The 25,435-nt window shown below is 51.9% G+C and carries 22 protein-coding genes; 10 read left to right on the top strand and 12 right to left on the bottom strand.

From position 1 onward, the window contains the following. Nucleotides 1–2: 2 nt before the first annotated feature. Nucleotides 3–3,050: a formate dehydrogenase-N subunit alpha gene (fdnG, locus tag EPE01S_RS07735; RefSeq protein ID WP_157075999.1), complete on the bottom strand. Its 3,048-nt coding sequence runs from the start codon at nt 3,048–3,050 to the stop codon at nt 3–5. A 175-nt stretch (nt 3,051–3,225) separates the two neighbouring features. Here fdnG and fdhD point away from each other — a divergent pair, with 175 nt between their 5' ends. The 3 genes from fdhD to EPE01S_RS07715 are packed head-to-tail and all read left to right on the top strand — an operon-like array spanning nt 3,226 to nt 5,998. Beyond that, nucleotides 3,226–4,017, top strand: a complete 792-nt coding sequence (gene fdhD, locus EPE01S_RS07725) for a formate dehydrogenase accessory sulfurtransferase FdhD (RefSeq protein ID WP_240043776.1) — start codon at nt 3,226–3,228, stop codon at nt 4,015–4,017. A 34-nt stretch (nt 4,018–4,051) separates the two neighbouring features. Continuing rightward, entirely contained in the window at nt 4,052–5,401 is a 1,350-nt protein-coding gene (locus EPE01S_RS07720) for an AAA family ATPase (RefSeq protein WP_062744054.1), read from the top strand. 12 nt (nt 5,402–5,413) lie between these two features. Then, a complete protein-coding gene (locus tag EPE01S_RS07715; protein ID WP_062744053.1) occupies nt 5,414–5,998 on the top strand; it encodes a retron system putative HNH endonuclease in 585 nt (194 codons plus the stop codon). Here EPE01S_RS07715 and EPE01S_RS07710 read toward each other — a convergent pair. Beyond that, nucleotides 5,995–6,771, bottom strand: coding sequence for a DeoR/GlpR family DNA-binding transcription regulator (locus EPE01S_RS07710; protein WP_062744052.1), 777 nt, complete (start codon nt 6,769–6,771; stop codon nt 5,995–5,997). The genes EPE01S_RS07715 and EPE01S_RS07710 overlap by 4 nt on opposite strands. A gap of 179 nt (nt 6,772–6,950) precedes the next feature. Between EPE01S_RS07710 and EPE01S_RS07705 the strand changes: the two genes are divergently transcribed. The 5 genes from EPE01S_RS07705 (at nt 6,951) to EPE01S_RS07685 (ending at nt 13,099) form a co-directional block, all read left to right on the top strand. After that, nucleotides 6,951–8,291, top strand: coding sequence for an aspartate aminotransferase family protein (locus EPE01S_RS07705; protein WP_062744051.1), 1,341 nt, complete (start codon nt 6,951–6,953; stop codon nt 8,289–8,291). Nucleotides 8,292–8,553: 262 nt separating this feature from the next. Next, on the top strand, nt 8,554–9,171 hold the full coding sequence (sodA, locus tag EPE01S_RS07700) for a superoxide dismutase [Mn] (RefSeq protein WP_062744050.1): 618 nt from the start codon (nt 8,554–8,556) through the stop codon (nt 9,169–9,171). 331 nt (nt 9,172–9,502) lie between these two features. Next, on the top strand, nt 9,503–11,008 hold the full coding sequence (locus EPE01S_RS07695; protein ID WP_062744049.1) for a sugar ABC transporter ATP-binding protein: 1,506 nt from the start codon (nt 9,503–9,505) through the stop codon (nt 11,006–11,008). Further along, nucleotides 11,005–12,009 carry an ABC transporter permease gene (locus tag EPE01S_RS07690; protein WP_062744048.1) on the top strand — a complete coding sequence of 335 codons (1,005 nt, stop codon included), beginning with the start codon at nt 11,005–11,007 and terminating at the stop codon, nt 12,007–12,009. Before EPE01S_RS07695 ends, EPE01S_RS07690 begins: the two co-directional genes overlap by 4 nt. A 22-nt stretch (nt 12,010–12,031) precedes the next feature. Then, nucleotides 12,032–13,099: a sugar ABC transporter substrate-binding protein gene (locus EPE01S_RS07685; RefSeq protein ID WP_062744047.1), complete on the top strand. Its 1,068-nt coding sequence runs from the start codon at nt 12,032–12,034 to the stop codon at nt 13,097–13,099. A 66-nt stretch (nt 13,100–13,165) separates the two neighbouring features. On the opposite strand, the gene EPE01S_RS23610 is transcribed toward EPE01S_RS07685, so the two are convergent. Continuing rightward, on the bottom strand, nt 13,166–13,474 hold the full coding sequence (locus tag EPE01S_RS23610; RefSeq protein ID WP_162900999.1) for a FidL-like protein: 309 nt from the start codon (nt 13,472–13,474) through the stop codon (nt 13,166–13,168). Between the two features lie 170 nt (nt 13,475–13,644). Then, nucleotides 13,645–14,442 carry a winged helix-turn-helix domain-containing protein gene (locus EPE01S_RS22825; RefSeq protein WP_072277424.1) on the bottom strand — a complete coding sequence of 266 codons (798 nt, stop codon included), beginning with the start codon at nt 14,440–14,442 and terminating at the stop codon, nt 13,645–13,647. Between the two features lie 374 nt (nt 14,443–14,816). On the opposite strand from EPE01S_RS22825, the gene EPE01S_RS07670 reads away from it, so the two are divergent. Further along, nucleotides 14,817–15,089: a FaeA/PapI family transcriptional regulator gene (locus tag EPE01S_RS07670; RefSeq protein ID WP_062744045.1), complete on the top strand. Its 273-nt coding sequence runs from the start codon at nt 14,817–14,819 to the stop codon at nt 15,087–15,089. A 106-nt stretch (nt 15,090–15,195) separates the two neighbouring features. Here EPE01S_RS07670 and EPE01S_RS23240 read toward each other — a convergent pair whose 3' ends face one another. From EPE01S_RS23240 to EPE01S_RS07635, 7 genes are all read right to left on the bottom strand, one after another. Then, the gene (locus tag EPE01S_RS23240) at nt 15,196–17,607 is read right to left on the bottom strand and encodes an FKBP-type peptidyl-prolyl cis-trans isomerase N-terminal domain-containing protein (protein ID WP_062744044.1); all 2,412 of its coding nucleotides are present in this window, start codon (nt 17,605–17,607) and stop codon (nt 15,196–15,198) included. Continuing rightward, complete coding sequence (locus tag EPE01S_RS07660; protein ID WP_157075998.1) at nt 17,607–18,122, bottom strand: YuaE family lipoprotein; 516 nt, start codon at nt 18,120–18,122, stop codon at nt 17,607–17,609. Before EPE01S_RS07660 ends, EPE01S_RS23240 begins: the two co-directional genes overlap by 1 nt. A 63-nt stretch (nt 18,123–18,185) precedes the next feature. Further along, the gene (locus EPE01S_RS07655; RefSeq protein ID WP_062744042.1) at nt 18,186–18,821 is read right to left on the bottom strand and encodes a response regulator transcription factor; all 636 of its coding nucleotides are present in this window, start codon (nt 18,819–18,821) and stop codon (nt 18,186–18,188) included. Between the two features lie 491 nt (nt 18,822–19,312). Next, entirely contained in the window at nt 19,313–19,675 is a 363-nt protein-coding gene (locus EPE01S_RS07650; RefSeq protein ID WP_062744041.1) for a YibL family ribosome-associated protein, read from the bottom strand. Between the two features lie 73 nt (nt 19,676–19,748). Then, the gene (mtlR, locus tag EPE01S_RS07645) at nt 19,749–20,330 is read right to left on the bottom strand and encodes a mannitol operon repressor MtlR (RefSeq protein WP_373279667.1); all 582 of its coding nucleotides are present in this window, start codon (nt 20,328–20,330) and stop codon (nt 19,749–19,751) included. 44 nt (nt 20,331–20,374) lie between these two features. Beyond that, nucleotides 20,375–21,523, bottom strand: a complete 1,149-nt coding sequence (mtlD, locus tag EPE01S_RS07640) for a mannitol-1-phosphate 5-dehydrogenase (protein WP_062744040.1) — start codon at nt 21,521–21,523, stop codon at nt 20,375–20,377. 99 nt (nt 21,524–21,622) lie between these two features. Further along, nucleotides 21,623–23,548, bottom strand: a complete 1,926-nt coding sequence (locus EPE01S_RS07635; protein WP_062744039.1) for a PTS mannitol transporter subunit IICBA — start codon at nt 23,546–23,548, stop codon at nt 21,623–21,625. 557 nt (nt 23,549–24,105) lie between these two features. Here EPE01S_RS07635 and EPE01S_RS07630 point away from each other — a divergent pair. Continuing rightward, on the top strand, nt 24,106–24,369 hold the full coding sequence (locus tag EPE01S_RS07630; RefSeq protein ID WP_062744038.1) for a hypothetical protein: 264 nt from the start codon (nt 24,106–24,108) through the stop codon (nt 24,367–24,369). A gap of 55 nt (nt 24,370–24,424) precedes the next feature. Here EPE01S_RS07630 and EPE01S_RS07625 read toward each other — a convergent pair whose 3' ends face one another. After that, complete coding sequence (locus EPE01S_RS07625) at nt 24,425–25,138, bottom strand: DUF3053 domain-containing protein (RefSeq protein ID WP_062744037.1); 714 nt, start codon at nt 25,136–25,138, stop codon at nt 24,425–24,427. Nucleotides 25,139–25,435: the final 297 nt, after the last annotated feature.

The raw sequence follows: 25,435 nt of genomic DNA, 5'->3' as shown, positions 1-25,435 counted from the left end.
GTTTACACCTTCTCCACGTTAACCAGGAACGCCTTGAACTCTGGCGTCTGCGTATTGGCATCACCGACGAAAGGCGTCAGCGTATTGGCGAGGAAGCCTTTCTTCGCCGCGCCGAGGAAGCCCCAGTGGATCGGAATTCCAATGGTATCGACCGGTTTACCATTCACGGTCAGCGTCTGCAGGCGTTTGGTCACCACTGCTTTCGCTTTGATGTAGCCGCGATTCGAACTGACCTTCACCGTATCGCCGTGCCCGATGCCCAGCCTGTCCGCCAGCGCTTCTCCGATTTCAATAAACTGTTCCGGCTGGGCGATGGCGTTCAGCCGCGCGTGCTTGGTCCAGTAATGGAAATGTTCGGTAAGCCGGTAAGTGGTGCCGACATACGGGAACTGCGGTGCCTGTCCCATGTTATTCAGATCGTCGGTGAACACCCGTGCTGCCGGATTGGAGATCACCGACGGATGCAGCGGGTTAGTGCCAATCGGCGTTTCAAACGGCTCGTAATGCTCCGGGAACGGCCCTTCCGCCATTTTATCCAGCGCAAACAGTCGCCCCATGCCTTCAGGCTGCATGATGAACGGTCCGGCATCGCTGCCCGGTGGTGCATTACCATAGTCGGGAATGTCCTGACCGGCCCATTTGGCACCGTCCCAGTGCAGTAGCTGGCGTTTCGGATCCCAGGGGTGACCCTGCGGATCGGCAGAGGCGCGATTGTAGAGAATGCGGCGGTTCAGCGGCCACGCCCAGCTCCAGGCTGGGGTATTTCCCAGCCCGGAAGGATCGCTGTTATCGCGTCGGGCCATCTGATTGCCTTCCGGAGTCCAGCTTCCGGCGAAGATCCAGCAGCCGCTGGCGGTGCTGCCGTCGCTGCGCAGCTGGGCAAAGCTGCTCAACTGCTGGCCTTTTTTCACCAGGATTTCGCCCTGATCGTCCCGCAGGTCATGCAGCGCCCGGCCGTTACTTTCCCTCGCGACTTCCTCCGACGCCGGTGCATCAGGTGTCTGATAATCCCAGCTCATGTTCAGCACCGCCTCCGGCAGCGCACCGCCCTCCCGGGCATACAGCTCGCGCAGGCGGAGGTAGATCCCGGCCAGGATCTCGCCGTCATTCCGCGCTTCACCCGGTCCGTCAGCTCCTTTCCAGTGCCACTGCAGCCAGCGCGCCGAGTTGACAATGGAGCCGTTCTCTTCCGCAAAGCAGGTGGACGGAAGACGGAAGACTTCCGTGCCGATTTGTGACGGATCGGCGCGGTTGAACTCGCCGTGGTTTTCCCAGAAACTCGCCGTTTCGGTGGTGAGCGGATCGATAGTGACGAGGAATTTTAGCTTCGCCAGCGACTCCGCTACCTTTTGCTTGTGCGGGAATGACGCCAGCGGGTTAAAGCCCTGGCAGAGGTAGCCGTTGACCTCGCCCCGGTGCATCATGTCGAAATACTGCAGCACGTCGTAGCCTTTATCCCACTTCGGTAACCAGTCAAACCCCCAGCTGTTTTCCGGCCGGGCGTGGTCGCCATAGAACGCCTTCATCATGCTGATAAAGAACTTCGGATAGTTGCTCCAGTAGTTGACCTGGCCGGGCAGCAGCGCTTTTGGCGTGTTGGCGGCAAGGTAGTGCTCGAGATCGGCCTGTTTTTCGGAGGGTAGCGTCATATAGCCCGGCAGGCTCTGTGACAGCAGGCCAAGATCGGTCAGCCCCTGGATATTGGAGTGGCCGCGCAGGGCGTTAATGCCGCCGCCCGCCATGCCCATATTGCCCAGCAGCAGTTGGATCATCGCCATGGTGCGGATGTTCTGCGCCCCCACGGAGTGCTGCGTCCAGCCCAGTGCGTAGAGGAACGAGGCGGTCCGGTCCGGTGCGCTGGTCTCGGCCAGCAGTTCGCAGACGTGCAGGAAGTCTTTTTGCGGGGTACCGCAGATATTTTCCACCACTTCTGCGGTGTAGCGGCTGACGTGGTGTGACAGCAGGTTATAAACACAGCGTGGGTGGGCGAGCGTGGGATCGCGTCGGGCAAAGCCCTGCTCATCCAGCTCATAGTGCCAGCTGGTTTTATCGTAGCTGCGCGTTTCAGGGTCATAGCCACTGAACAGGCCATCATCGAAGCTGAAATCTTCCCGCACGATCAGGCTGGCGTTGGTGTAAGCCGAGACGTACTGATGCTGAATTTTGCCTTTTTCGAGCAGATAGCGCAGCACGCCCGACAGGAAGGTAATGTCGGTGCCGGAACGAATGGGCGTGTAAAAATCCGCCACCGATGCCGTACGCGTAAAGCGCGGATCGATAACGATCAGTTTTGCGTTGTTATGGATTTTGGCTTCCATCGCCCAGCGGAATCCTACCGGATGCGCTTCAGCGGCGTTGCCACCCATCACGACGACCAGATTCGCATTGCGGATGTCGACCCAGTGATTGGTCATCGCACCGCGACCGAACGTTGGAGCAAGACTTGCTACCGTAGGTCCGTGTCAGACGCGCGCCTGGTTGTCGACGGCAAGCATACCGAGCGACCGGGTCATTTTCTGCGTTAAGTAGCCGGTTTCATTGCTGGAAGCCGAGGCGCAGAGCATTCCGGTCGTAAGCCAGCGATTGACGGTCACGCCCTCTTTATTCTGTGCTACGAAGTGCGCATCGCGGTCATCTTTCATCAGCCTGGCGATGCGGTTAAAGGCATCATCCCAGCTGATACGCTGCCATTTATCGCTACCGGCCGCGCGATATTCCGGGTACTGCAGGCGGCTTTCGCTGTGAATAAAGTCGAGCAGCCCGGCCCCTTTCGGGCACAGTGCACCGCGACTTACCGGATGGTCGGGATCGCCTTCAATATGGAAAATGCGTTCTTTCACATTCTTTGCCCCATCACCCATGCTGTACATCAGCAGGCCGCAGCCTACCGAGCAATAGGTACAGGTATTCCGGGTTTCACGGGCACGTAACAGCTTGTACTGACGGCTTTCCGCCAGCGCTACGCCGGGCGTAAAACCGAGAGCGGCGGCGGTGGTGCCTGCCATTCCTCCCGCACAAATTTTAAAGAATCGTCTTCTGCTGACTTTCATCACGTCATTCCTGGTTCGACATTGGTCATTTATTTTGCCCCGCTCAACTGAGAGGTTCACAATAAGCGCAGGTACTTTTTAGCGTTTACGATGTGAAATAATACCACAAGATTAATGTGGTTGATGAGGCGAGTGGGATTCATTGAGCGACGAACAGCACAAAACAGAAGACAGCCTGCCGCCGGTCGCCGGCTTACGTCAGATTGCGGTCTGGCAGCGCGATGCACTGGATGACCCCCGGGCAGACTGGCTGGCTGAAGAAGTGCCGGTGGCGCTGGTGTACAACGGTATCTCACATGTTGTGATGATGGCGACGCCGAAAGACCTGGAGGCCTTTGCCACAGGCTTCTCCCTGTCGGAAGGTATTATTGCCTCACCTGCGGATATCTTCGGTATTGATGTGGTGCCGGGGTGTCAGGGAATTGAGGTGCAGGTTGAACTGTCCAGCCGCCGCTTTATGGCTTTAAAAGAGCAACGCCGGGCGATGGCCGGACGAACTGGCTGCGGCGTTTGCGGCGTGGAGCAACTGGCTGAGATCGGTAAACCGGTTCAGCCGCTGCCGTTTACGCAGCGCTTCGATCTCCGCCAGCTCGACAGCGCGCTGCGCCAGCTTAAGGATTTTCAGCCGGTAGGCCAGCTGACCGGCTGTACTCATGCTGCCGCCTGGGTCACGCCAGCGGGAGGACTGAGTCTGGGCTGTGAAGATGTGGGCCGCCATGTGGCGCTGGATAAACTACTGGGGCTGCGTAGTCAGGCACCGAAAGCGCCAGGCGCGGTGCTGGTCTCCAGCCGGGCCAGCTATGAGATGGTGCAGAAGTCCGCGATGTGCGGCGTGGAGATCCTGTTTGCCGTGTCTGCCGCTACGCAGCTGGCGGTGGAGGTGGCCGAACGCTGCAACCTGACGCTGGTGGGCTTCAGCAAACCGGGGCGCGCCACGATCTATACGCACCCGCAGCGGCTGGTGTAATATTAAGCAACGTGACACAGTGAGGATGTGACTTATGCGACAGCCCTATCGCCTGAAGAGCATAACGCTCAGGGATATTGGTGTTTTTGAACATACGCATTTTGATTTTCCGCCGATCGAAAGTGTAGAAAAGGATGCTGCAAAAGCGGAGATTCATATTTTTACCGGGCCGAATGGCTGCGGGAAAAGCACTATTTTGTATGCAATGGCGGCGATATTTGAGGTGGCTGAGGATAAGTCGCTAATCTTTAAACGTTTTCGCAATAATAAAAGTACCGTTGATTTCAGTTTTCTGCATGAGCACGGGCGTTATAGTGTCGAAAGTTCATCACCTCTTGATCGAACAAGTGACGGGTTGAACCCCCTTAAGTTTTTGGGAGAAAGTTCATTTTGGAGCAGCGATTCTGACAGCGTTTTTAAAACTTATTATGGGCGCTTTGATAAAAATAATCGTCTGAAAGAGTCTGTGTTTCCCTTTGCTGCTTTTGCCTATGCGGGCAATCGCTCTCCGCAGGGTGAATTCAATGTCAAGGCCATACAAAATATCACCGACTCACCGTTTGAAGACGCGCTCTCCTTTGATAAAACGGTGCGTCCAGACATTCTGGCGCAGTGGATTGCTAATAATCGTACCAAAGCGGCACTGGCGCAGGCAGATAACGATAGTGAGGACGTTAAACGTTATAATGCGGCATTGCTGGCAATCAGTGATTTTATCCAGGATGTGTGCCAACTCAATGTCAACTTCCGTCTGAAGCGGACGCCGCTTGAAGTGATTGTGGATGTAAATGATATTGCGGTGTCATTCGATGTCCTGCCCGAAGGCCTGAAGTCCATTATCTCCTGGGTAGCTGACCTGGCGCTGCGGCTGGAAGATATTCCCTTCGTTGAGCAGCGCGATATTTTCTCTCAGCCCATTATTTTGTTCCTGGACGAAGTCGATATCCATCTTCATCCTAAATGGCAGCGCCGTATCCTGCCTGCTGTCCAGAAACTGCTGCCTAATGCTCAGGTCTTTGTCTCCACGCATTCGCCGTTTGTCGTCGGTTCCGTTGAGGATGCCTGGGTCTATCGTCTGCCTGACCCACAACGCACCGTGTGTCTTGACCCGTCGATGCCTGAAACTATTATCCCGGAGGCCTCTGCAGCGGGGAAAAGCGTTCAGCTTATTCTTGAGGAAGTCTTCGATGTCAGCGAGCAGTTTGATGTGGAAACCGAAGGAATGCTGAACGACTTTTACCATGTCCGTGACGCGTATCTTAAGCACCCTGTTGACGATAGCGCACTGATGACTCTTGCCGATAACATTCGTCAGCGTGGGGAAGAGCTGGAACTGATTATCGAAATGGAACTGCGCCAGATCGCACGCCGCATTAAAGGATAGGGATCATCAGGGATGAGAAAACTGATACGTATTGCGCAGCCACCTTGTCTGGCTGCCAGATTTATGGAATGGACCGATCGCTATATGACCGCTCGTGAAGTGAATGCGGCGGCGGCTTTTAGCTGGTATTCCAGGGCCTGTTATCAGGATGTGCGAACGGCATTGCTCGCCATGACGCAGCATCATTGTGCGTTCTGCGACGGATTCGTCGGGACAGAAGGGCGCGAAACGGTAGAACATTTTCGCCCGAAGAGCACTTACCCGCAAGAGGCTTTCCTGTGGCGTAATTTATTCCCCTGTTGCGACGTATGCCAGAGTGCCAAGCGGGAACGTTATGATGATCTGCTGCTTAAGCCTGATGAAGAAAACTATCAGTTTGAACATTTTTTTATTTGTAATTATGGCACCGGAGAATTACAGCCTGCGCCGGAAATCAGCGCTGCGGATCAGGGGCGGGCAGAAAAAACCATTGAGTTTTATGGACTGAATCTACCATTAAGGAAACAGGCCAGAATCAGGGAACTCAAAAAATTTCTTGCCGTGGGCAATGATATACATATTGATGAATTCCCTTACCGCTATTTCCTTGCTATCTAAGCCAGCACCACCTGCGGCAACACTGCTTTCAGCGCAGCAAATGCTGCAAGGCTTTCCGCGCCGCTGTCGGTCACCAGCGTGCTGATCTGTTGCAGGCTGGCATAGCTGATGCGGCTGGTGTGGCCGAGCTTGGTGTGGTCGGCCAGTACGATCAGCCGTCCGGCCTGCTCGCGCATCGCGCGGGCGATCGCCGCCTCATGCGGCTGAAAACTGCTGGCACCCTGCCTGGCGTCCAGCGCCACCGGGGACAACAGCGCCACATCGGCACGATAGCGGTAGATCTCACCCACTGTCAGCTCGCCACGCGTCTCCTTTGCCCCGGCCAGCATGTTGCCGCCCAGCAGGATCACCTGATTGTTCAGTGATTCGTGTTCTTCCGCTGCGCACAGCATTAATGCAGCGTTGAGGCTGTTGGTGATAATCGTCAGGCCGGACATGGAGCGTAACTCTTCCGCCAGCATGGTGGTGGTGCTGCCCGCATCAAGAAACACTGTCTGACCGGACTGCAGCAGCTGCGCCGCCACGCGGGCGATGGCGCGTTTCTCTTTTGCCATCACGGCGCTGCGCACGGTCAGCGGCGGTTCCGGTGTGGCACCCGGCGCCATCAGGCCACCGTGTACACGGCGTGCCAGGCCCTGGGCTTCCAACTCAATAATGTCGCGGCGCGCGGTCTCCCGTGAGATCCCCAGTTCTTTTATGATCCGTTCGGTACTGACCTGGCCGAGCGTGCTGAGCAGCGCACGAATGCGGTGTAAGCGTGTTTCCTGCAACATGATTCCGATCCCCTGGCTCTCTCTGGGGCATAGCCTAACCGACAATGCGCCACTCTGCATGTGTATTTTATTGTGTTTGTGTATTTTGTTGCATTTGGTGAAAAAGTTGCCATGATAAGTAGCAGAAACCCCTGACTGCCTGCCACCGGGCAACCTTCAATTTTGCAACGGGAGTGATCATGGCTACACGTTCAACCATCATGGATACCAACAGTTTCCGCGCCGAACATGCCGACGGCCTGAGCGCTGACGTACGCAAGCTGACCGACAAGCGTAGCAGGGTGCTGGGTGAGTCATATCGTCTTTTCTACCGCAAGCCGGTGCATCTGGTGCGTGGTCAGGGCCAGTATCTGTGGGATGCCGCCGGTGATAAATACCTTGATGTGTATAATAACGTTGCCAGTATTGGCCACTGCCATCCGGCAGTGACGGATGCGGTGTACCGGCAGATGCAGCAGCTGAACACCCACACCCGCTACCTGCATGAAGCGATTCTTGACTACTCGGAACAGCTGTTAGCCACCGCTCCGGCAGAGATCGACCGTGCTATGTATATGTGCACCGGTTCAGAGGCCAATGACCTGGCGATCCGCGTGGCGCGTGCTTTCAGCGGCGGTAGCGGAATTATCGTCACCCAGGAGTCCTATCACGGCACCAGCGATCTGACCTCGGGCGTGTCTCCGGCGCTGGGCAGTGGACAGCCGCTGGCTGCGACCACCCGTCTGGTGCTGCCACCAGATCGTTACCGCGTTGATGCTCCCGATCTCGGTGCCTGGTTTGCCGCTGAAATTCAGAAGCAGATCGATGATATGGCCGCACATGGCATCAAATTTGCCGGTTTCCTTGCGGATTCCATCTTCTCCTCCGACGGTGTACTGCCCGGGCCAAAAGGTTTCCTTCGTCAGGCGATTGACGTGGTGCATAAGAATGGCGGCATCTTTATTGCCGATGAAGTGCAGCCGGGCTTTGCCCGGACGGGGGAGGCGTTCTGGGGCTTTGCCCGCCATGGCGTGGTACCGGATGTGATCACCACCGGCAAGCCAATGGGCAACGGCATCCCGGTTTCCGGCCTGCTGGCAAAAAGCGATGTGCTGGCGGCCTTCAGCGATGATATCCCTTACTTCAATACCTTTGGTGGTAATCCGGTGGCCATGGCCGCCGCGCAGGCGGTACTGAACGTGATTAAAACTGAGGGGCTACAGGAACACAGCCGCGTGGTGGGAGCGAAACTGCTGGCGGAACTGTCGACGCTGAAAGAGAAATATGCGTGCGTGGGCGATGTGCGTGGGGCCGGTCTGTTTATCGGGTTCGAACTGGTGAAAGATAAATCCAGTAAAACCCCGGATAAGCAGCTGGCGCTGGATGTCACCGAGATGCTGCGTGAAAACCACGTACTGACCTCTGTGGCAGGTCCGTATGGCAACGTGCTGAAACTGCGCCCGCCGCTGGCATTTCAGGCGAGCGATATCGACTGGCTGGTGGGGGCACTGGACAAATCACTGGCGGCGCTGGGGCGTTAACATGCCGGGCCGGTCGGAAAAAAGGAGGTCCCTGCTGGTCGTTTCATTCCGCGATAACGGGAATAATCCCTTAGATCATTTCGTTGTAACCTGAGGGGGATTGGATATAACCACCCGTTCCCGCCGGGCTTGCTGTATAACCTTATCAACGTCGGGGCATTGATAACCCTTTTCCCGATCATTTATTTAACTATAATGATCCGACTGCTTACGCGGTGCTGAACAGCGAGCGCCGCCCATAATCTGAATGGAGACGATGAACATGAGTTATTCACTGCCATCCCTGCCTTATGCGTATGACGCACTGGAACCGCATTTTGACAAGCAGACCATGGAAATTCACCACACTAAGCACCATCAGGCTTATGTGAACAACGCCAACGCTGCGCTGGAAGGCACCGAGTTTGCCAACCTGCCGGTGGAAGAACTGATCGCGAAACTGGATCAGCTGCCTGCGGACAAAAAAGGCCCACTGCGTAACAACGCGGGCGGTCATGCTAACCACAGCTTCTTCTGGAAAGGCCTGAAAACCGGCACCTCTCTGGGCGGCGACCTGAAAGCAGCCATCGAGAAAGATTTCGGCAGCGTTGATGCGTTCAAAGCAGAATTTGAAAAAGCGGCCACCACCCGTTTCGGTTCTGGCTGGGCGTGGCTGGTTAAAAAAGGCGACAAGCTGGCGGTTGTCTCAACGGCAAACCAGGACAGCCCGCTGATGGGCGAAGCGATTTCTGGCGCATCCGGAACCCCGATCATCGGCCTGGATGTGTGGGAACACGCCTACTACCTGAAATACCAGAACAAACGCCCTGACTACATCAAGGCGTTCTGGGACGTGGTTAACTGGGATGTGGCTGCCGAGAACTTTAAAGCAGCGAAGTAATCCTGAGCGCGCGGGCAAACCTTAAAAGAGGTCTGCCCCGGAAAACCGCCCCTGTTCTGATAAACCGGCGACCTGTTCGCCGGTTTTTTTATGCCCGTGCGGCAGCAGACCTTTCTGACAGGCAGCATAACTGTCTTATATCTGGCCAGAACTCCTCTCTTTTCCACTGGTTATCTTCCTGTGACCAGCGCTTCCCCCTGTAGTGTATGGACATCTGGATGGCTAATATTATTATGTGTTAGCTTATACCCTTTCGGTCGTTGCCTGCCGTGACAATCCATTAAAAAATGCAGCGCACCCCTTTATTTATTGAGCCTGAGAAAACACGCCCATGACCGCGATAAATCGCCTTGAAATGCGCCAGATCTCCATCGCTTTTGGCGGTTTTGCGGCGCTTAAGTCCGTCGATCTGACGCTGGACGGGCATTCCATTCATGCCCTGACTGGTGCTAACGGTGCCGGAAAATCCACGCTGATGGCGGTACTGTCGGGCGCTTACGATCATTACAGCGGCGAGATCCTGCTGGACGGTCAGCCAGTGAGTATCCGTTCCCCGCGCGATGCTAAACAGCTGGGTATTCACCTGGTACAACAGGAAGTCGATGTGGCGCTGGTCGCCGGCCTGACGGTGGCAGAAAACATCATGCTGGATCGGCTGGCGGAAGGGGGGCAGCTCTATCGCTGGGGCGAAATGCGCCGCCAGGCGCGTGCACTGCTGGCGCAGCTGGATGTGCAGATAGACGTCAGACGCAAGGTGGAGCAATGCACGCTGGCGGAAAAACAGCAGATTTTGCTGGCCCGTGCTCTGTCACATCACTGTCGTTTTCTGATCCTTGATGAGCCCACTGCGCCCCTGGATCAGCATGAAAGTGAAAAGCTGTTTGCCGTGGTTCGTCAGCTGCAGGATCAGGGTATTGGCGTGGTGTTTATCTCACATCGCATTAATGAGCTGAGCGCAATTTGCGACCGGCTGACCGTCCTGCGCGACGGCGCACTGATTGAAAGCGGCCCGATGCAGGGACTGAGCGGCGAACAGATCGTCGAGAAGATGCTCGGGCACCAGCTTGATGATATCTATCCCCCGCCGCGTCCACCGTTCAGTGAGGAGACGCTGCTGCATATTGCCGGGCTGCATGATGAACATTTGCTGAAAGATATCACCCTGACGCTGCGTAAGGGGGAGATCCTCGGGATTGCCGGACTGGCCGGTGCGGGAAAAACCGAACTGTGCAAAGCGCTGTTCGGTGCCAGTAAAAGCCGGGTTCAACAGGGCGAACTGCACGGTAAACCGTGGAAGCCGTCATCGCCTCATGCGGCAGTCGACAACCGTATGGCGCTGATCCCGGAGGAGCGCCGCAAAGAAGGCATCTTTATTGACGAGTCCGTGGTGATGAATCTCAGCGTGACGGCCGATAACAGCTTTTCGCGCTGGAGCCTGTTTGGTCATCGTCAGGCATGGCGCTGGGCAGAAGAGGTCATCGGCAGGCTAGGGATCCGCACCACCGGCCCCCGGCAGATGCTGCGCCGCCTGTCGGGAGGGAATCAGCAAAAGGTGGCGATTGGTAAATGGCTGCGTAATAACGCCGACGTACTGATTTTTGATGAGCCGACCAAAGGCGTGGATATCAAGGCCAAAACTGACCTGTTCGATCTGATCGACGGGCTGGCCCGCCAGGGAAAAGGGGTGATTTATGCCTCCGGCGAATTTTCTGAACTGGTTGGCCTGTGTGACCGTATCTGCGTGCTGTGGGACGGACGCATTGTGGCGGAAATGGCGGCCAGTGATGTTGATGAAGAGACACTTTTATTATATTCCACCGGAGGAACGCCTGCGTGAGCAGCAAAGAAATTTCCCAGAAGGCGGCACCGACCGCCAGAAACCAGCTGTTCGATTTTCTCTATAAATGGGGAATGTTGCTGACGGTCGTCGCGCTGATCGCCGGCTTTGGCCTGGCCTCGGACAGCTTCCTTGAGCCGACCAATATCATCAATATCTTACGCTCAATTGCCATTGTTACCGTTATCGCCATTGGCGTGTCGATCTCGCTGACGATCGGTGGTTTTGACCTGTCAGTAGGCTCTACGGCATCGCTGGCGAACTCGCTGGTGATCTCGCTGTTCGTCTGGTACGGCTTCGGTCCGACCCAGGCTATTGCCCTGACGCTGTTGCTCTGCACCCTGGTCGGGCTGTTTAACGCCTTTATGATCGTCGTCCTGAAAATCCCTGACATGCTGGCGACCCTTGCCAGCCTGTTTGTGGTGCAGGGCGTGGCGATGACCTACAGCTTTGGCGGCTCAATTACCGAAAATATGGTTCTGCCGAGCGGAGATATGGCGGAAGGCACGATCCCCGCAGTGTTCTCACTGCTCGGCCAGGTGCCCATTATTGTCATCGTGATGCTCGCGGTGACGGTGGTGGCACAGCTGCTGCTGTCGCTGACCAAGCATGGCCGCCGGATGTATGCCATTGGTGGTAACCCGGAAGCCGCGAGGCTGTCGGGCATCCGCACCACGCGCTATCGGGTGCTGGCTTACGTGATCTCTGCGCTGCTGGCAGGGCTGGGCGGTATTCTGCTGGCGTCGCGTATTGGTTCTTCACAGGTGAACGCCGGTGGCGGGTATCTGATGGATGCGGTGGCAGCGGCCTGGATTGGCCTGTCGCTGGCGGGAGCGGGAAAACCCAACGCGCTGGGCACACTGCTGGGTGCCGTGATCCTGGGGGTATTACAAAATGGCCTGGTGATGCTGTCCGTACCGTATTACGCGATGGACATTATTAAAGGCCTGGTGCTGGCGGTGGCGCTGGCAATTACTTACGTTCAGCGCCGCGAGGCGTAACTTTTCAGACAGGGTAATTATAATGAAAAAAATCACCACATCGCTGCTGGCTCTGAGCCTGCTGACGACAGTACCTGCTTTTGCTGCGGACACAGACGTACCGGCGGCTATTGCCAACCATGAAGGCCCGGTACGCATTGCGGTGATCCGCAATCTCGGGTCTGACGATAACACCACACAGTTTGTGGCCGGTGCCATTCAGGAAGGACGCAAACTGGGCTTTAAAGTCAGTACTTTCCTCAGCAACGGTGACGATGCGCGTTTCCAGGATTTTGTTAATCAGGCCATCAGCCAGAAATATGACGGCATCATCCTGTCACACGGCAAAGATCCCTACGCTACCGATCTGGTGAAACGTATTACTGACGCCGGTATTAAAGTCTCGGTGTTCGATACGCCGGTGAATAAACCGATTGAGGGGGTGACCGTGACCGCGCAGGACGATGCGTCGCTGGCGCAGCTCTCGCTCGACCAACTGGTGAAAGATACCCACGGTAAAGCGAATATCGTCAAGCTCTGGGTAGCGGGCTTCCCGGCCATGGAACGCCGCCAGGTGGTGTACGAGAAAGTCCTGAAAGCCAATCCGGGCATCCATCAGCTGGAATCCATCGGTGCAGTTTCCTCTGACGTGCAGGGTGACACGGCGAATAAGATCGGCGCTATTCTGGCAAAATACCCAAAAGGGAAGATTGATGCCATCTGGGGTTCATGGGATGCCTTTGCTCAGGGCGCGTATAAAGCCCTGCAGGAAAATGGCCGTACCGAGATTAAGCTGTACAGCATCGACGTGTCCAACCAGGATCTGCAGCTGATGCATGAGAAGAACAGCCCGTGGAAGCAGACTGTGGCTGTCGACAGCAAGCTGATTGGGGCAACCAATATGCGCCTGGTGGCAAACAAGATTGGGGGTGAAAGTACCCCGGCAACCTATCAGTTTACCGCCTCTGCTATTTCGCAGGAGCAGCTGGCCACCCAGAGTGGGGCCGTTAACGTGGCGAATCTGAATAAAATCATTCCGGGCTGGGGCACATCCAGTGACTTCGTGGCGCCGTGGTTTGCCACTCTGGAAGCCAAATACGCGAAAAAGTAATGATCGCCGCACCAGTCTGAAGTGAACGGCCTGTCCGCATAAGCGACCAGGCCGTTTGTTTTTGGCTCATTGTGCAATACAGACATACAGCGGTGATGTGTTATCAGAAATCAGCAGCGCATTGTTGCTGAACCGGGAAATTTTGAGTATTAAAGCGTTACTCCTTATGAAGGCATCATAGAAAATATCGTCAGGGGCCGTATCGATACCCCTGGCAATGTTGTTTACGTACTCTAACTCCAGAACATGATTTTCCGGATGATAGCGTGTGTTCATCATCAGTGTTCTGTCTAATATGAAGCGTCCCTTATCTGTTGATAACTGTCCGGAGAAGCCGATGGCAAGCCGCTGACTGCCAAGCGTCGTCAGACTCACGCTTCCCTCCATTGTCACTCTGGAATCGGGTATTTGAAGATCGAAATGCACGTTTCCTTTACAGAACAGGGTCAGCTGATTTTTATCTAAAGAGGTTTCACTCCCAAATATATTGGTAAAGTAAATGAATATAAAAAGAAGTATTGCCCCGCAGGTTAACATTATTTTTTTCATGGTTTTTTTAGCGTAGCTGAAAGATAATTTTCACAGTTTTCTATCTTATTGTCAGTGCGTGGGTAACACTGAGAGATAAAAGCGACTTTTTGTTCGTAATCCTTTTCGGGAAAAAAGTTGGTGAATCGAAAGTTAATAGTGCTTTTTTTATTCAGACAGTTTATTCCCTGCTCTTTAATGAGCCTTTTTAATGTTTTTAATTTTTCATCTGTAAAGTTGCGTGGGTTTTGAGATAAATCGACTAGCTGGCACAAATTGATAAAGTGACCAGGTTTTATTTTTGTGTTAAATAAGTAAGTGACTACCATCACGGAAGCTAAAATAAAAGCAATGCTCAACAATGCAGGCAGTAATATTTTTTTAATGTACGGGGCTATGGCATTTTTGAGGGGGGTGAATGCGAAATTCATGCCCTTTTTTTTATTGATGCCAGTAATAGTACTCTTGTCTTCTGAGGGTGTTGCTCGGGCCAGCGTGATGTCAGCTTCCAGTCTGAATCCTTTTTTAGGGACAGTATAAATAATATTTTCATTAAGGCCAAGCTGAGAAAAGGTTTTTCTCAGAAAACTAATATGGTTACTTAAATTACTTCCTGATGGCCGAAGGCCATGTGCTTCCCACACGCTTTTAAGTAATTCTTCGCGTGAGAGCGTTTTACCACAATGAGTAATCAACTCAGACAAAAGTCTTGAGCTTGGCCTGGACAGTTGCACAATAGAATTATGATTATCAATAAGGTTCAGTGATCCATTCAGCGCATCGAAATGAATGATCTGATTAATGAAATAGTCCATTTTTATTTTTCAGTAAGAATCCATTATCTATTATGTAAGTATCTTAATCGACAGCGGCTACGTCAACGTTTACACGATGAGCTTAAACTGCGAAGGTCATGGGATGAATATTTTTATTTTTTATTATTAATTTCAAGATAAGATTAATTGTTGCAGAAAAAACGCTTAATACTGGCACGAAGCCTCCCCTAGTTTAGATTTATATTCTTTGATTTTATTAATTCATAGCATTTAGTTTTGCAATTATTTAATAATTGATATTAAGTTTTGTTTTGAAATTCTCCGTACTATCATGTCGTCACTGTGATTTTGCAGCACTTATTTTTTTAGATATTTTATACGGCAGGAGCCGGTCATACCCTAAGGAGAAAAATATGAGTGGATCCACGAAGATGAGCATTCAACGCAGAGCCGTTGTAGAGAAAGTAATCACAGCATTGAATGACTTTTTTGAAGAAAATAATGCGAAAAACGCTTCTTCATCAGTACTTGCCAGTACCAGAGATGTTGCTAACCGTTCAGAGTTAAGCATTTATAATGCCCGGCATATTTTAATAAGGCTTGAGAAGGAGGGGGTGATCACCTCGATCAAAAAAGAAAAGAGTAAAAGCCTATTCTGGAATAAAACAGATAACTTCAAGCTGTAATGGTATTTTGTATGGTTTATCGTTTATCCACCGAACGGTGGATAAACCATTGTTGTTATTGTCATCAAAATGGATATGAGGAATACTTACTTTCATCATACTATCGTTAATGCGGATTAACCGTATCTTTATCAGAATAGGATTCTGAAATTCTTAGGGTGTACACCATGGTGGCATTCGGCGGTATTTTTGGCGGCATACCTTTATCCTTATAGGCCAGTTCAGGCGGTACCACAATGGTGATGGAACCGTGATTTCTTAGCTTGCTTAATGCTTCTTTAAAGACAGGAGGATAGTCGGCTAAAGGCTGAGTCAGCACCGTTCCTTTAGCATCCATATCGGTGATCACATCGCCATTCGTCAGGCTCTCTTTTACAACCACGTCCAGTGTGCCATTTTTGGGTAATGGCGAATCACCAATATAATCAATATGGTACCAGAATCCGGTAGGTGACTTCTGTGTGCCTTTCATCTTTGTAAAACGCTGCAAATACTCTTTCGTTGTTTTATCCAGGCGAGTAGTCCTTTTTTCATGATCTTTTTCAACACGCTGGCTGACTTCTTTTAACGTCTTCCGTAATATATCGGTTGACAGCTTCGCCTGGCCCTGGAAAGCATCGACTATTCCTGCAAGGACGATAGTCTGATCGTTCGACGTGCCCCAGTTCAGATTTTCTGCCTGCATCTGCAAAATTTCATCCCCGAGCGACATACCGATAGCATAAGCCTCGCGGGACTCTTTTTTATTCAGTTTTTCCGGGGTGAGGGCGGGCAGCGAATTTCCGGGTTTCACCTCTTTCTGTTGTTTTTCGCTCGCGGCGAGTTTCGCTAATGCATCGTCAAGTTTCGCCTGTAGCGCAGCGAGTTTTTCATCATTGATACGGCGGGTGTCGACTTGTTGATTATTGTCGTTAGCAGCCGGTGTATCAGGTTTTGAGGCACCATAGAGTTGAGTCTGGTCCAGCTTCGACTGAAGTGATTTCACCATAAGCTGGCTTTCAGCTAATTGTTCAGGTGTTGGTCGGGCGTTAAGTTGCGATTCAAGTTTCGCCTTATCGGTTTCAAGTCTCGATTTTGACTGCTGCGCTTCCAGTAACTTTGCTTTTAGCTCCTGAATCTGCGGCGTTTCTTCAGCTAACACCTGCTGTGAACGGCTCTGTTTTTCCGTCATCGCCTGCAGTTCGGTCTTAATATTATTCCTTTCAGTGGTAAGGTTTTCGAAATCCTTCCCTTGGGCAGAAAGATGATCTTCCAGCTTCGTAATCTGTTGCTGATATTGGGTAACCTGCTGTTGAAGTTCAGCTTCACGTCTACCGGCATCATTTTCTTTACTCTTGCTGGCAGTTTTAAGCTGCTCACGCAGTGACGTTACTTCAAGCTGTGCATTATTCAGTTTTTCATTGAGCGCCTGAAGCTGCGTTTTACCCTCGGCAAAGGTTTGCTGCTCACGGGCATTTTTCTCGGTCAGCGTCTGCAGTTCGGTCTGAATAGCGGTTTTTTCCGCCGTAATTGTATCGACATCTTTGCTTCTGGCAGAGAGACGCCCTTCTAACTCCTCGGCTTTGCGGCGATAATCCTCAACCTGCTGCTGAAGTGCGGCCTCATTAACGCTGGCGTCGCTATGCTTATCATCGCCGGCTTTGCTGAGCTGGTTATGTAGCGCCGTTATCTGGCCCTGAGCGTCGTTCAGTTTCTGATTCAATGCTTCCAGGGCTTTTTTATCGTCAGCAAATTTCTGCTGCTCGCGGGTATTTTTCTCAGTCAGCCTTTGTACCTCTGCCTGAATAGTCTCCTTTTCGGCGGTGACTTTTGCGACATCCTGGCCTCGTGCAGAGAGGTCATCCTTTAACGTCGCAATCTGTTGCTGGTATTGCTCAATCTGCTGTTGGAGTTCGGCTTCACGAGCTCCTGCATCATTATCCTTGCTCACGCTGACGGTCTTGAGTTGGTTACGCAGCGCCGTTATCTCGAGCTGTGCGTCACTCTGCTGTTTTTTAAGCTGAGTTAATTTCTCCACCAGGGCTTTATCCCCAGGTGTCAGGCTGAAGAGTTTGCGTAAATCGCCCACCATATCCAGCATCGCCTGCTTATCCGCCGGATTGAAATGCGGAGCATCGTCAGCCTCGACTGGCTGCTTTAAGGTGGTCACCGACTGTTGTAAGGCCGCAATTTGCTTCTCGAGCTGGCTGATATCTTTATTTTTTTCGGCGATTTTCAGTTCTTGCCCGGCAATAATATTCTGCAATGTCGTCAGTCGGTTACGATCGGCGTAGGCGACCGGCGGATTAACCACGGGCGGGCGGCTGGGTTTAACCGACCCCTCCTGCCTGGCAGGGTGAGGAGAAGAATGTTTTGAGGAAGTCGCAGGTTTAATGTGCTCCGCATAAGTTGTAGCAAACTGCAGAACGGCGGGTTCTTCCGCCTCTGCGGCACAGGCGCGATTATTCGTTGCGATGAGACAAGCCACCAATAAGGTGGCGGCTGACAAAGCAAAGGGCAGAGGGTTTTTTTCCATCATTAACGTGCTTCACCTTTACTGACCAGGCTATCCATCAAGGTTTGTGCAATGCGTGAACAGAGTTGATTCGCTCGATAGTGATAGAGCGAATCAACCGTGTCCTGAGTATTCGGATCGATATTTTTACGCAGGCCGTTGTACTGCGCTGCACTTTTCATCAGGTAATCAAATGTGCCATGAAATTTTTTATATTCAGGCTGGCTTACGGACTGTAGTGCTTCAAGCTGTGCCTGACATATTTTCAGCTTTTCACTTTCTTCAATGTATTTAACACTGTGTGTATTGGCATTGGCATTGGCATTGGCATTGGCATTGGCAATTTCACTGGTATTTGCACTTTCACTTGTACTGAGATCTTGCGGCTGAGGTGTGACGCGAACAGAATGCGGTGTTTGCTGACAGCCACAAACGAGAAAAATTAAGGGCAAGGTTATCCCATTGATTAGTCGTCTTAATGAAGCTTTGGAGATTGTTATCATAGGTAACTCTAAAATAGGTATTTTATAAGTGATCATTTACATGAGCTGATGAAATCATGTAGATATCGTATGACAGAACACAATCATGTCTTTCCAACATTAATGGAGCGGTTCGACTTTCCGTAGAGACTCACACCAACCTTCCTGAATCAGCCAGTAATTCAGTTCCGCAGGGCGAACCATATTGAGCTTCGTCATAATGTTTCGCTTATGTGCGCTAACCGTTTTTTCACTAATATTAAGGAAACGTGCCACGCCACCATTGCTGATACCACGGGCCAGATAACGAAGGATCTCGGTTTCCCGCCTTGTCAGGTTATGGTGAAAGCGGTTCGAGCAGGGTTGAACAAGAATGTTCCGTAAGTTTTGCAGCTGTTCCATCTGACTGGTGATGAGGGATAACGTGCTCTCAACAGGCTGATCGCGGTAGATAGTGGCATAATGATTAATGTCTGACGTTTTCGTCTTGATATGGCTGTCAACATCTTCACGATCTTTGATGACAAAGATGCAAATGGGGCGCATTGACATACGGCGATTCAGATAATGAATATTGGCAACCGACAGAGATTCCTCTGCCAGGAAAATCATTTTTGACCGACCGTTAAAGATACAATCTGTAAATTCGGTATGGATACCGCGGCCGGAAAAATCTTCAGAAATACACTTCGCTAACCCGTCAACATAAAAACGATTAGCGTCATTAATGACGATAGTGATGTTATTCTTTCTCATAATTCATTACCTGAAGTTATCCTTAACCAGGGCGCCATTATCGCGTCCTTTGGGCCTGTCTCCGTACTTCTGAACAGCGTGTCTATGATACATTATATTGAAAAAGTAACATTAACGGTATCTATGTTCTAGTGATTATCTTATTGCGATATTTATATCTGTTTTTTATCATTATCGCGAGTTGATAAATCGCAATTGAGAATTAACGTCTTTTTTTCGATACTTAATATCGGTTTAATTTATCTGGCGATAATAATATTTGAAAGTGTCAGCTGGTGTAATTTTTTTTAACCGGATTAATTTTCTGGAAGAGGTGTGAAAAGTGAGGGTAGGGGTAATTTGTTGTTTTTGCAGAGTAAGGAAGAGTCTAAGAAAAAGTTATAAATTGCTTTTCTTTTTGCACACAAACAGGGGAAGGGAATTCAGGATAAGATGATTTTGTAATAAAAAACAGGATGCTTGCATCCTGTTTTTTATCGAAAAATCTGCGTTTAGAACGCTGTTTTAGCGAAGCCGGTCATCTCTTTCAGGCCCATCTCACGGCCCAGAGCCGTCGTTGGATGCACCACCACAATACCGCGCACGCTTTTTTTCAGTGCTCCCATGTTCGCCTGCTCTTTCTTGGTGATCGGGCGACTGAAAGGCAGTTTCTGCAGTGCCTGTGCTTCTTTACTCAGTTTCTCGGCACGCACGCCACGCAGACGTTCGATTTCTGCTTCTAACTTGTCTTTTTCTTTCAGCAGTTCACCCAGCTTTTCACTTTCACCGGATGCCAGCAACACCGGCTCTTTGTGATTAAGGGCATCCAGCTTGTCACTAAGATCTTTGATTTCTGACTGTACTTGTTCTTTCATCACGATTGACCATTAAATTGATTCATTACTGCAAAGGATACACGAAAGCGAAGCAAAGAGGGAAAAGGGCAGGTTACTTTTTGAAAGCCTGCTTCAGACTGATACGTGAGATCAGCGCGGTCAGCGACAGCACCATTGTGGAACGCACCACCTGTTGATAACGCTGCTGCTGCATGGCGCGCAGCTCTGCATCCTCACTGGCGAGATCAGGACGCGGGGGCAGGCCACTGACGCAGTGCAATTCATCAAAGGGGCCGAGAATTTCGTCATCAGTAAACCGATACTCGTTGCCGTCATGGTTCAGCTCTTCCCGCAGGGCCATCAGCAGTTCGCAGTCTTCATATTCACTGCGGTTTATCATTCCTAAACCGTAAATAAGCTTTAGCCGCACTGACAGCTCGCCCAGAGGACCATCGCCAAGCAAGAGCGGCTCCACGGCGTATTTAACAGCGTAATCATCCTTACGAAACACCTGCACCACCAGTATATTGACTGCCTCTGCCAGCAGTTCAACGGCAGCGATAAGAAAGCTTCTTACCGATCGTCCGGCATTCAGGCGTTCGAGCACCCGATTTTCAAAAGCCTGTGGTTGTTCCATGAGTGCCTGCATATCATTCATATGGCGTAAAAACGCCTGCGCGGGCACAGCGGCGATGCTGTGCCCTGGTTGTTCGTCCCTGAGGAGCGCTTGCGCCGACATTATGCCATAGCGTTCCAGGCCTTCACTACTGCCTTAACCACATCGCTGTCGCTATCCAGGCCGGAGATCTGTGCGAGGGTTGTCGCCACATCCTGTTTTTCCAGCAGAGCAGTCAGTTCCTGCGCCTGCGGATCCTGATCGCTGCGGTAGTGCAACGCGGCGGCAATCCCGGTGACCAGGTGGTTGTGTGGCAGTTGGTATTCCAGCGTACCCAGAAGAGGCTTGATCAGACGATCGCCCGCACTGAGTTTACGCAAGGGCTGACGACCCACTCGTTCAACGTCATCCTTCAGATAAGGATTTTCAAAGCGGCCCAGGATTTTCTGGATGTAGCTGGCATGTTTCACCGCATCAAAATCATATCGTTTGATCAGTACCGCTCCGCTCTCTTCCATCGCCCCCTGCACGATGGTGCGGATTTTCTCATCCAGAATGGCATCGCGTATGGTCTGGTGCCCCGCCAGCTGGCCGAGGTAAGCGGTAATGGCATGGCCGGTATTCAGGGTAAAGAGTTTGCGCTCAACGAAAGCCATCAGGTTGTCCGTCAGTTCCATTCCTGGAATGGAAGGCAGGTCGCCTTTGAACTGCGTTTTGTCGACAATCCATTCGCTGAAGGTTTCCACCGTCACCGCCAGTGGATCGCTGTTGCCCGCTGCAGAGGGAGGCACGATGCGATCCACGGCGGAATCAACGAAGCCAACATGTTCTTCCACCCAGGCATGATACTGCTCTGGTAGTGCTTTCAGCACGTGCCCTTTTAGCTGCGTTGTACCGCGTACCATATTCTCGCAGGCAATAATATTCAGCGGGCGGGGGTTCGCGCTATCACAGCGTTTGGTCAGCCCGCTGGCAATGCTGGTAGCAATCCGCTCCAGGATCTGTGGGCCAACCGCCGTGGTTACAATATCCACCTCTGCGACCAGAGTCATGATCTCATCACTGGTGCTGTTCACGGCATTGACGCCTTTGACGATCTCGACCTTTTCCTGCTCACCGACGACCTGCACCGGATACTCCCCCCGGGCATTGAGTGCATCCAGTACCCCCTGGTTGACGTCAGCAAACGTCAGCTGAATACCGGCATCAGCCAGCAGTTTGCCGATAAAGCCACGGCCGATATTACCGGCGCCAAAATGTAATGCTTTCATAATTATTCCCGTATCAATGAGGTCAGGGTCAGACATGTCCCGACCAAAAAAAGGCCGGGCATGCCCAGCCCTTCACAGAGGTGCGTTCGTTAAACCGGCTTACGTGCGGGGTTTACCAGACAGAAGCTCAAGGACTTCCTGCACATCGGTGGTGGTCGCCAGACGGGCGATCACGCTGTCATCGTCCAGTGCATTCGTCAGGCTGGTAATCACCTGAATATGCTCGTTGTTACGTGCAGCAATACCAATCACCAGGCGAGCGATGTCGTCCGGCTCTTCGCCGAAGTGTACGCCGGCCGGATACTGACAGAACACCACACCGGTTTTCAGCACGCGGTCTTTCGCTTCCACCGTGCCGTGGGGAACGGCAATGGATTCTCCAAGGTACGTCGGCGTCAGCTTTTCACGTTCCAGCATGGCTTCAATGTATTCCGGCTCCACGTAGCCCCCTTTCACCAGTTGCTCACCGGCAAAACGGATAGCCTGTTCTTTACTGTCAGCATGATTGCCAAGGAAAATATTGGCGGCACTCAGTTTGAACAGATGATCCTGACCGTCATCAAAGCTGTCACTCAGCGCGCTGCTGACTTTTTCCCGGTGACCGGCGCTGCGTCCGGCTTCCACCAGGCGAGCCGTCAGATCGTTATACAGTCCGCTGTCGAGGAAGTTGGTCAGTGAGATGTGCTGGGCATGAGGCGCCTGGCGCATCGCACGTTCAGTCAGGTCACGGTGGGTAATGACCAGGTCAACGTCGCCTGGCAGACTGTTAATGGCCGTATTCGTCACGGAAATCAGCGTCAGACCGGCATCGTTAACTTTTTTACGCAGTACGCCGGCACCCATGGCACTGGAACCCATTCCGGCATCGCAGGCGACGATAATTTTGCGCACGTGGCTCAGGTCGCCGTGCAGGCCATCAGCCGCAGGCGTCCCAGACTGACCTTTAGACTGTGCTTTCATTTCCTGCACACGGCGGGAAGCGGCTTCGATATCGTCATCTTCTTTCACTTTGCTGGTTTTCAGCAGAATGGCAGAAACGACGAAGGAGACGGCAAAGGCAGCAAAGATGGCGGCGATGTTCGCGAAGTAAGCGCCTTTTGGCGTCATGGCCAGTACCGCAAGAATAGAACCTGGAGAGGCCGGAGACACCAGGCCACCGTTCAGCAGCGTCAGGGTAAAGACACCGGTCATCCCACCGAGGATCACCGCCAGAATCAGGCGCGGGTTCATCAGTACGTACGGGAAGTAGATTTCGTGGATACCGCCGAGGAAATGGATAATCGCAGCGCCACCGGCAGACTGCTTCGCATTACCACGTCCGAAGAACATATAGGCCATCAGCACGCCCATACCCGGACCCGGGTTCGCTTCGATCAGGAAGAAGATGGATTTACCGGCTTCACTGGCCTGCTGGATACCCAGCGGTGAGAAAATACCGTGGTTAATGGCATTATTGAGGAACAGGATTTTCGCCGGTTCAACGAAGATAGAGGTCAGTGGTAGCAGATTGTTCTGCACCATCAGGTTCACACCCGCCGCAAGAATATGGGACAGGCCTTCAACCAGGGGACCAATCGCAAGGAAGGCGAGGATAGCCAACAACATGCCGATGATACCGGCAGAGAAGTTGTTCACCAGCATTTCAAAGCCGCTTTTGATTTTACCCTCTACCATGCGGTCGAAGGTTTTAATCGCCCAGCCGCCCAGCGGGCCCGCAATCATTGAGCCGAGGAACATTGGCATATCAGCACCAACAATCACGCCCATGGTGGTGATGGCTCCCACCACGCCGCCGCGATCGCCGCCGACCAGACGGCCACCGGTATAACCGATCAGTAACGGCAGCAGGTAAGTGATCATTGGGCCAACCAGCTTCGCCATCGTTTCGTTTGGCAGCCATCCGGTTGGAATAAACAGCGCGGTGATAATACCCCAGGCGATAAACGCGCCAATGTTTGGCATTACCATATTACTCAGAAAACGACCAAAGTTTTGAACTTTGATCTTGATATCTGATGAGGACATATAAAACACCCCTTATGAGTACGCGCCGACAAATAAGAGAGCGCGTTGATTTTTGTTTTAGACCTGACTGTGTGAAGCCACCCGTATCACTGTATGCAGGCGGACTCTATCACGCGAATTTGACGCTGCGTAGGTGTCGGAATATGTGTGATCAATATCACGTTTTGTGGGCGATTAAAGGGGGGTAATGAGTGATGTAGATCACAAATATGCAGGCATCATCAAAATAACGCTGAAAAAATAGCCGGATAAGCTCATGTTTTGTGATTGAAATCACCTTTTCATTTTGTTGATTTGTTCTGTTTTTGTGATGTAAATCACAAGTTATTTTCAGCATAAAAACGTCAGATCACACTTTCCTCAATGGTCTTTCACTTTCCTTATCCTGCAACTCACTCAACGTCGGTAGCGAAGGGAAACACTGTAAAGCGAACGAATAAGCATTTGCCTTAAGTTATGGCTTTAATACGATTATATTAACAGCAGCATTCTATTAGTCTTAGCTCGCCGATAATATCGATCGGTAACGGATTTCATTTTAAATACAAGGGAGAATCATGACTATTCGTGAACTGAATATGGAAGAAGTGACATCTGTCAGCGGTGCAAATTTAAACCGTGTTGATTTTATTCAATATATGAAAGGTGTTGAGCAAATGGCCAATCTGTATGCTGCCGTGAACCCGGCATATGCAGGTAAAGACTGGCATTATATTGCTGCCGTTGAGCCTGGCCTGATGGGGGGCACGAGCCAGCTGATTGATATGTTTGGCTACGCTGGCAAAGAAAGCCTGGCTAACTGGGCACGTGATTACGCCTGAGTTAAGATTGTGCAAGAAGGGCCACGTTGTGGCCCTTTTTTAATTCTGTCCGGTCTTAGCGACTGGCATTTAGCACGCTTTGCGCCTGGGTCAGTGCCCTGGCATTAGCGCTGAGATTACTCATCAGTGCGTTATATTGCGTGGCTTGCGCCTGGTTCGGGAACTGGATCGCCGAGCCGCTAAAGCTCACGTTCGCCCCCTGCTGCTGCAGGAAGTCGCCGGTCTGAACGGCATCCTGGCTCAGCGCCTGGAGCGCAGGAAGAAGAGGGGCCAGCGTTGTGGCTGGCTGAGTGACAACCGTGGTGTAGACGTTGTCATAGACCGTTTTCAAATCAGACGGCTGCTTCAGTGCGGCCTTGCTGCTGTCGGCCTGCGTTTTTGCTGCCTGTATTTGCTGAGTCAGCACGCCCAGCGAGCCACTTGCCTGGCGCAGTGCATCACGGCGCGTCAGATAATCCTGTGGCGTGCGGATGGCGGACAGTTCTTCCACGACGGGCTTCAGCCCGGAATCCACGGCGCGGTTTACCTGCTGTGAAAAACCAAAAAGAATGGCGTAGTCGCTAACGTAGGGGCCGAATTTCTGCTTCTGGTCTTCACTCAGGCTTGGCAGATGTTCACCGCTACGCATGACGGTGTTTTGCAGAAAATCGATAAACGCTTTGCGCTGATCGGCTTCATTATCGCCACAGCCGGTAAGCTGTAACACCATGAACAGCGCCATAAAAGGCACCAGCAAACGGGTCCAGATGCGTGATGATCCTGTCATCATAAGAAATTAACTCCTGTTAACAAAGACTTATTGGTTTTATTCAAACAACAAATGTTGCGTAAAGAATAGTCGAAATCAGTTTTGATGGATAGCGATGTCTGTGTAACTTATTTTTTCGTTGTATTTAACCGGCCAGGTTTTCCGCAAGTTGAAAAAATAAACAAAAAATATGATCCAGATCTCTCAAAATGATCTAATACTTATGATCCTGGCTTTCCCCTGTGCTGCCCCAAAAAGCGTCCCAGTGGCTGTTGTATGCCAGCATTGAGAATCTGGGTATAAGGTTCTTTCCCTCTG

Source organism: Erwinia persicina NBRC 102418 (assembly GCF_001571305.1).
In the GTDB taxonomy this organism is placed as follows: domain Bacteria; phylum Pseudomonadota; class Gammaproteobacteria; order Enterobacterales; family Enterobacteriaceae; genus Erwinia; species Erwinia persicina.
The sequence above is the reverse complement of the archived record's forward strand: the minus strand, read 5'-3'. Positions and strand labels throughout refer to the sequence as shown.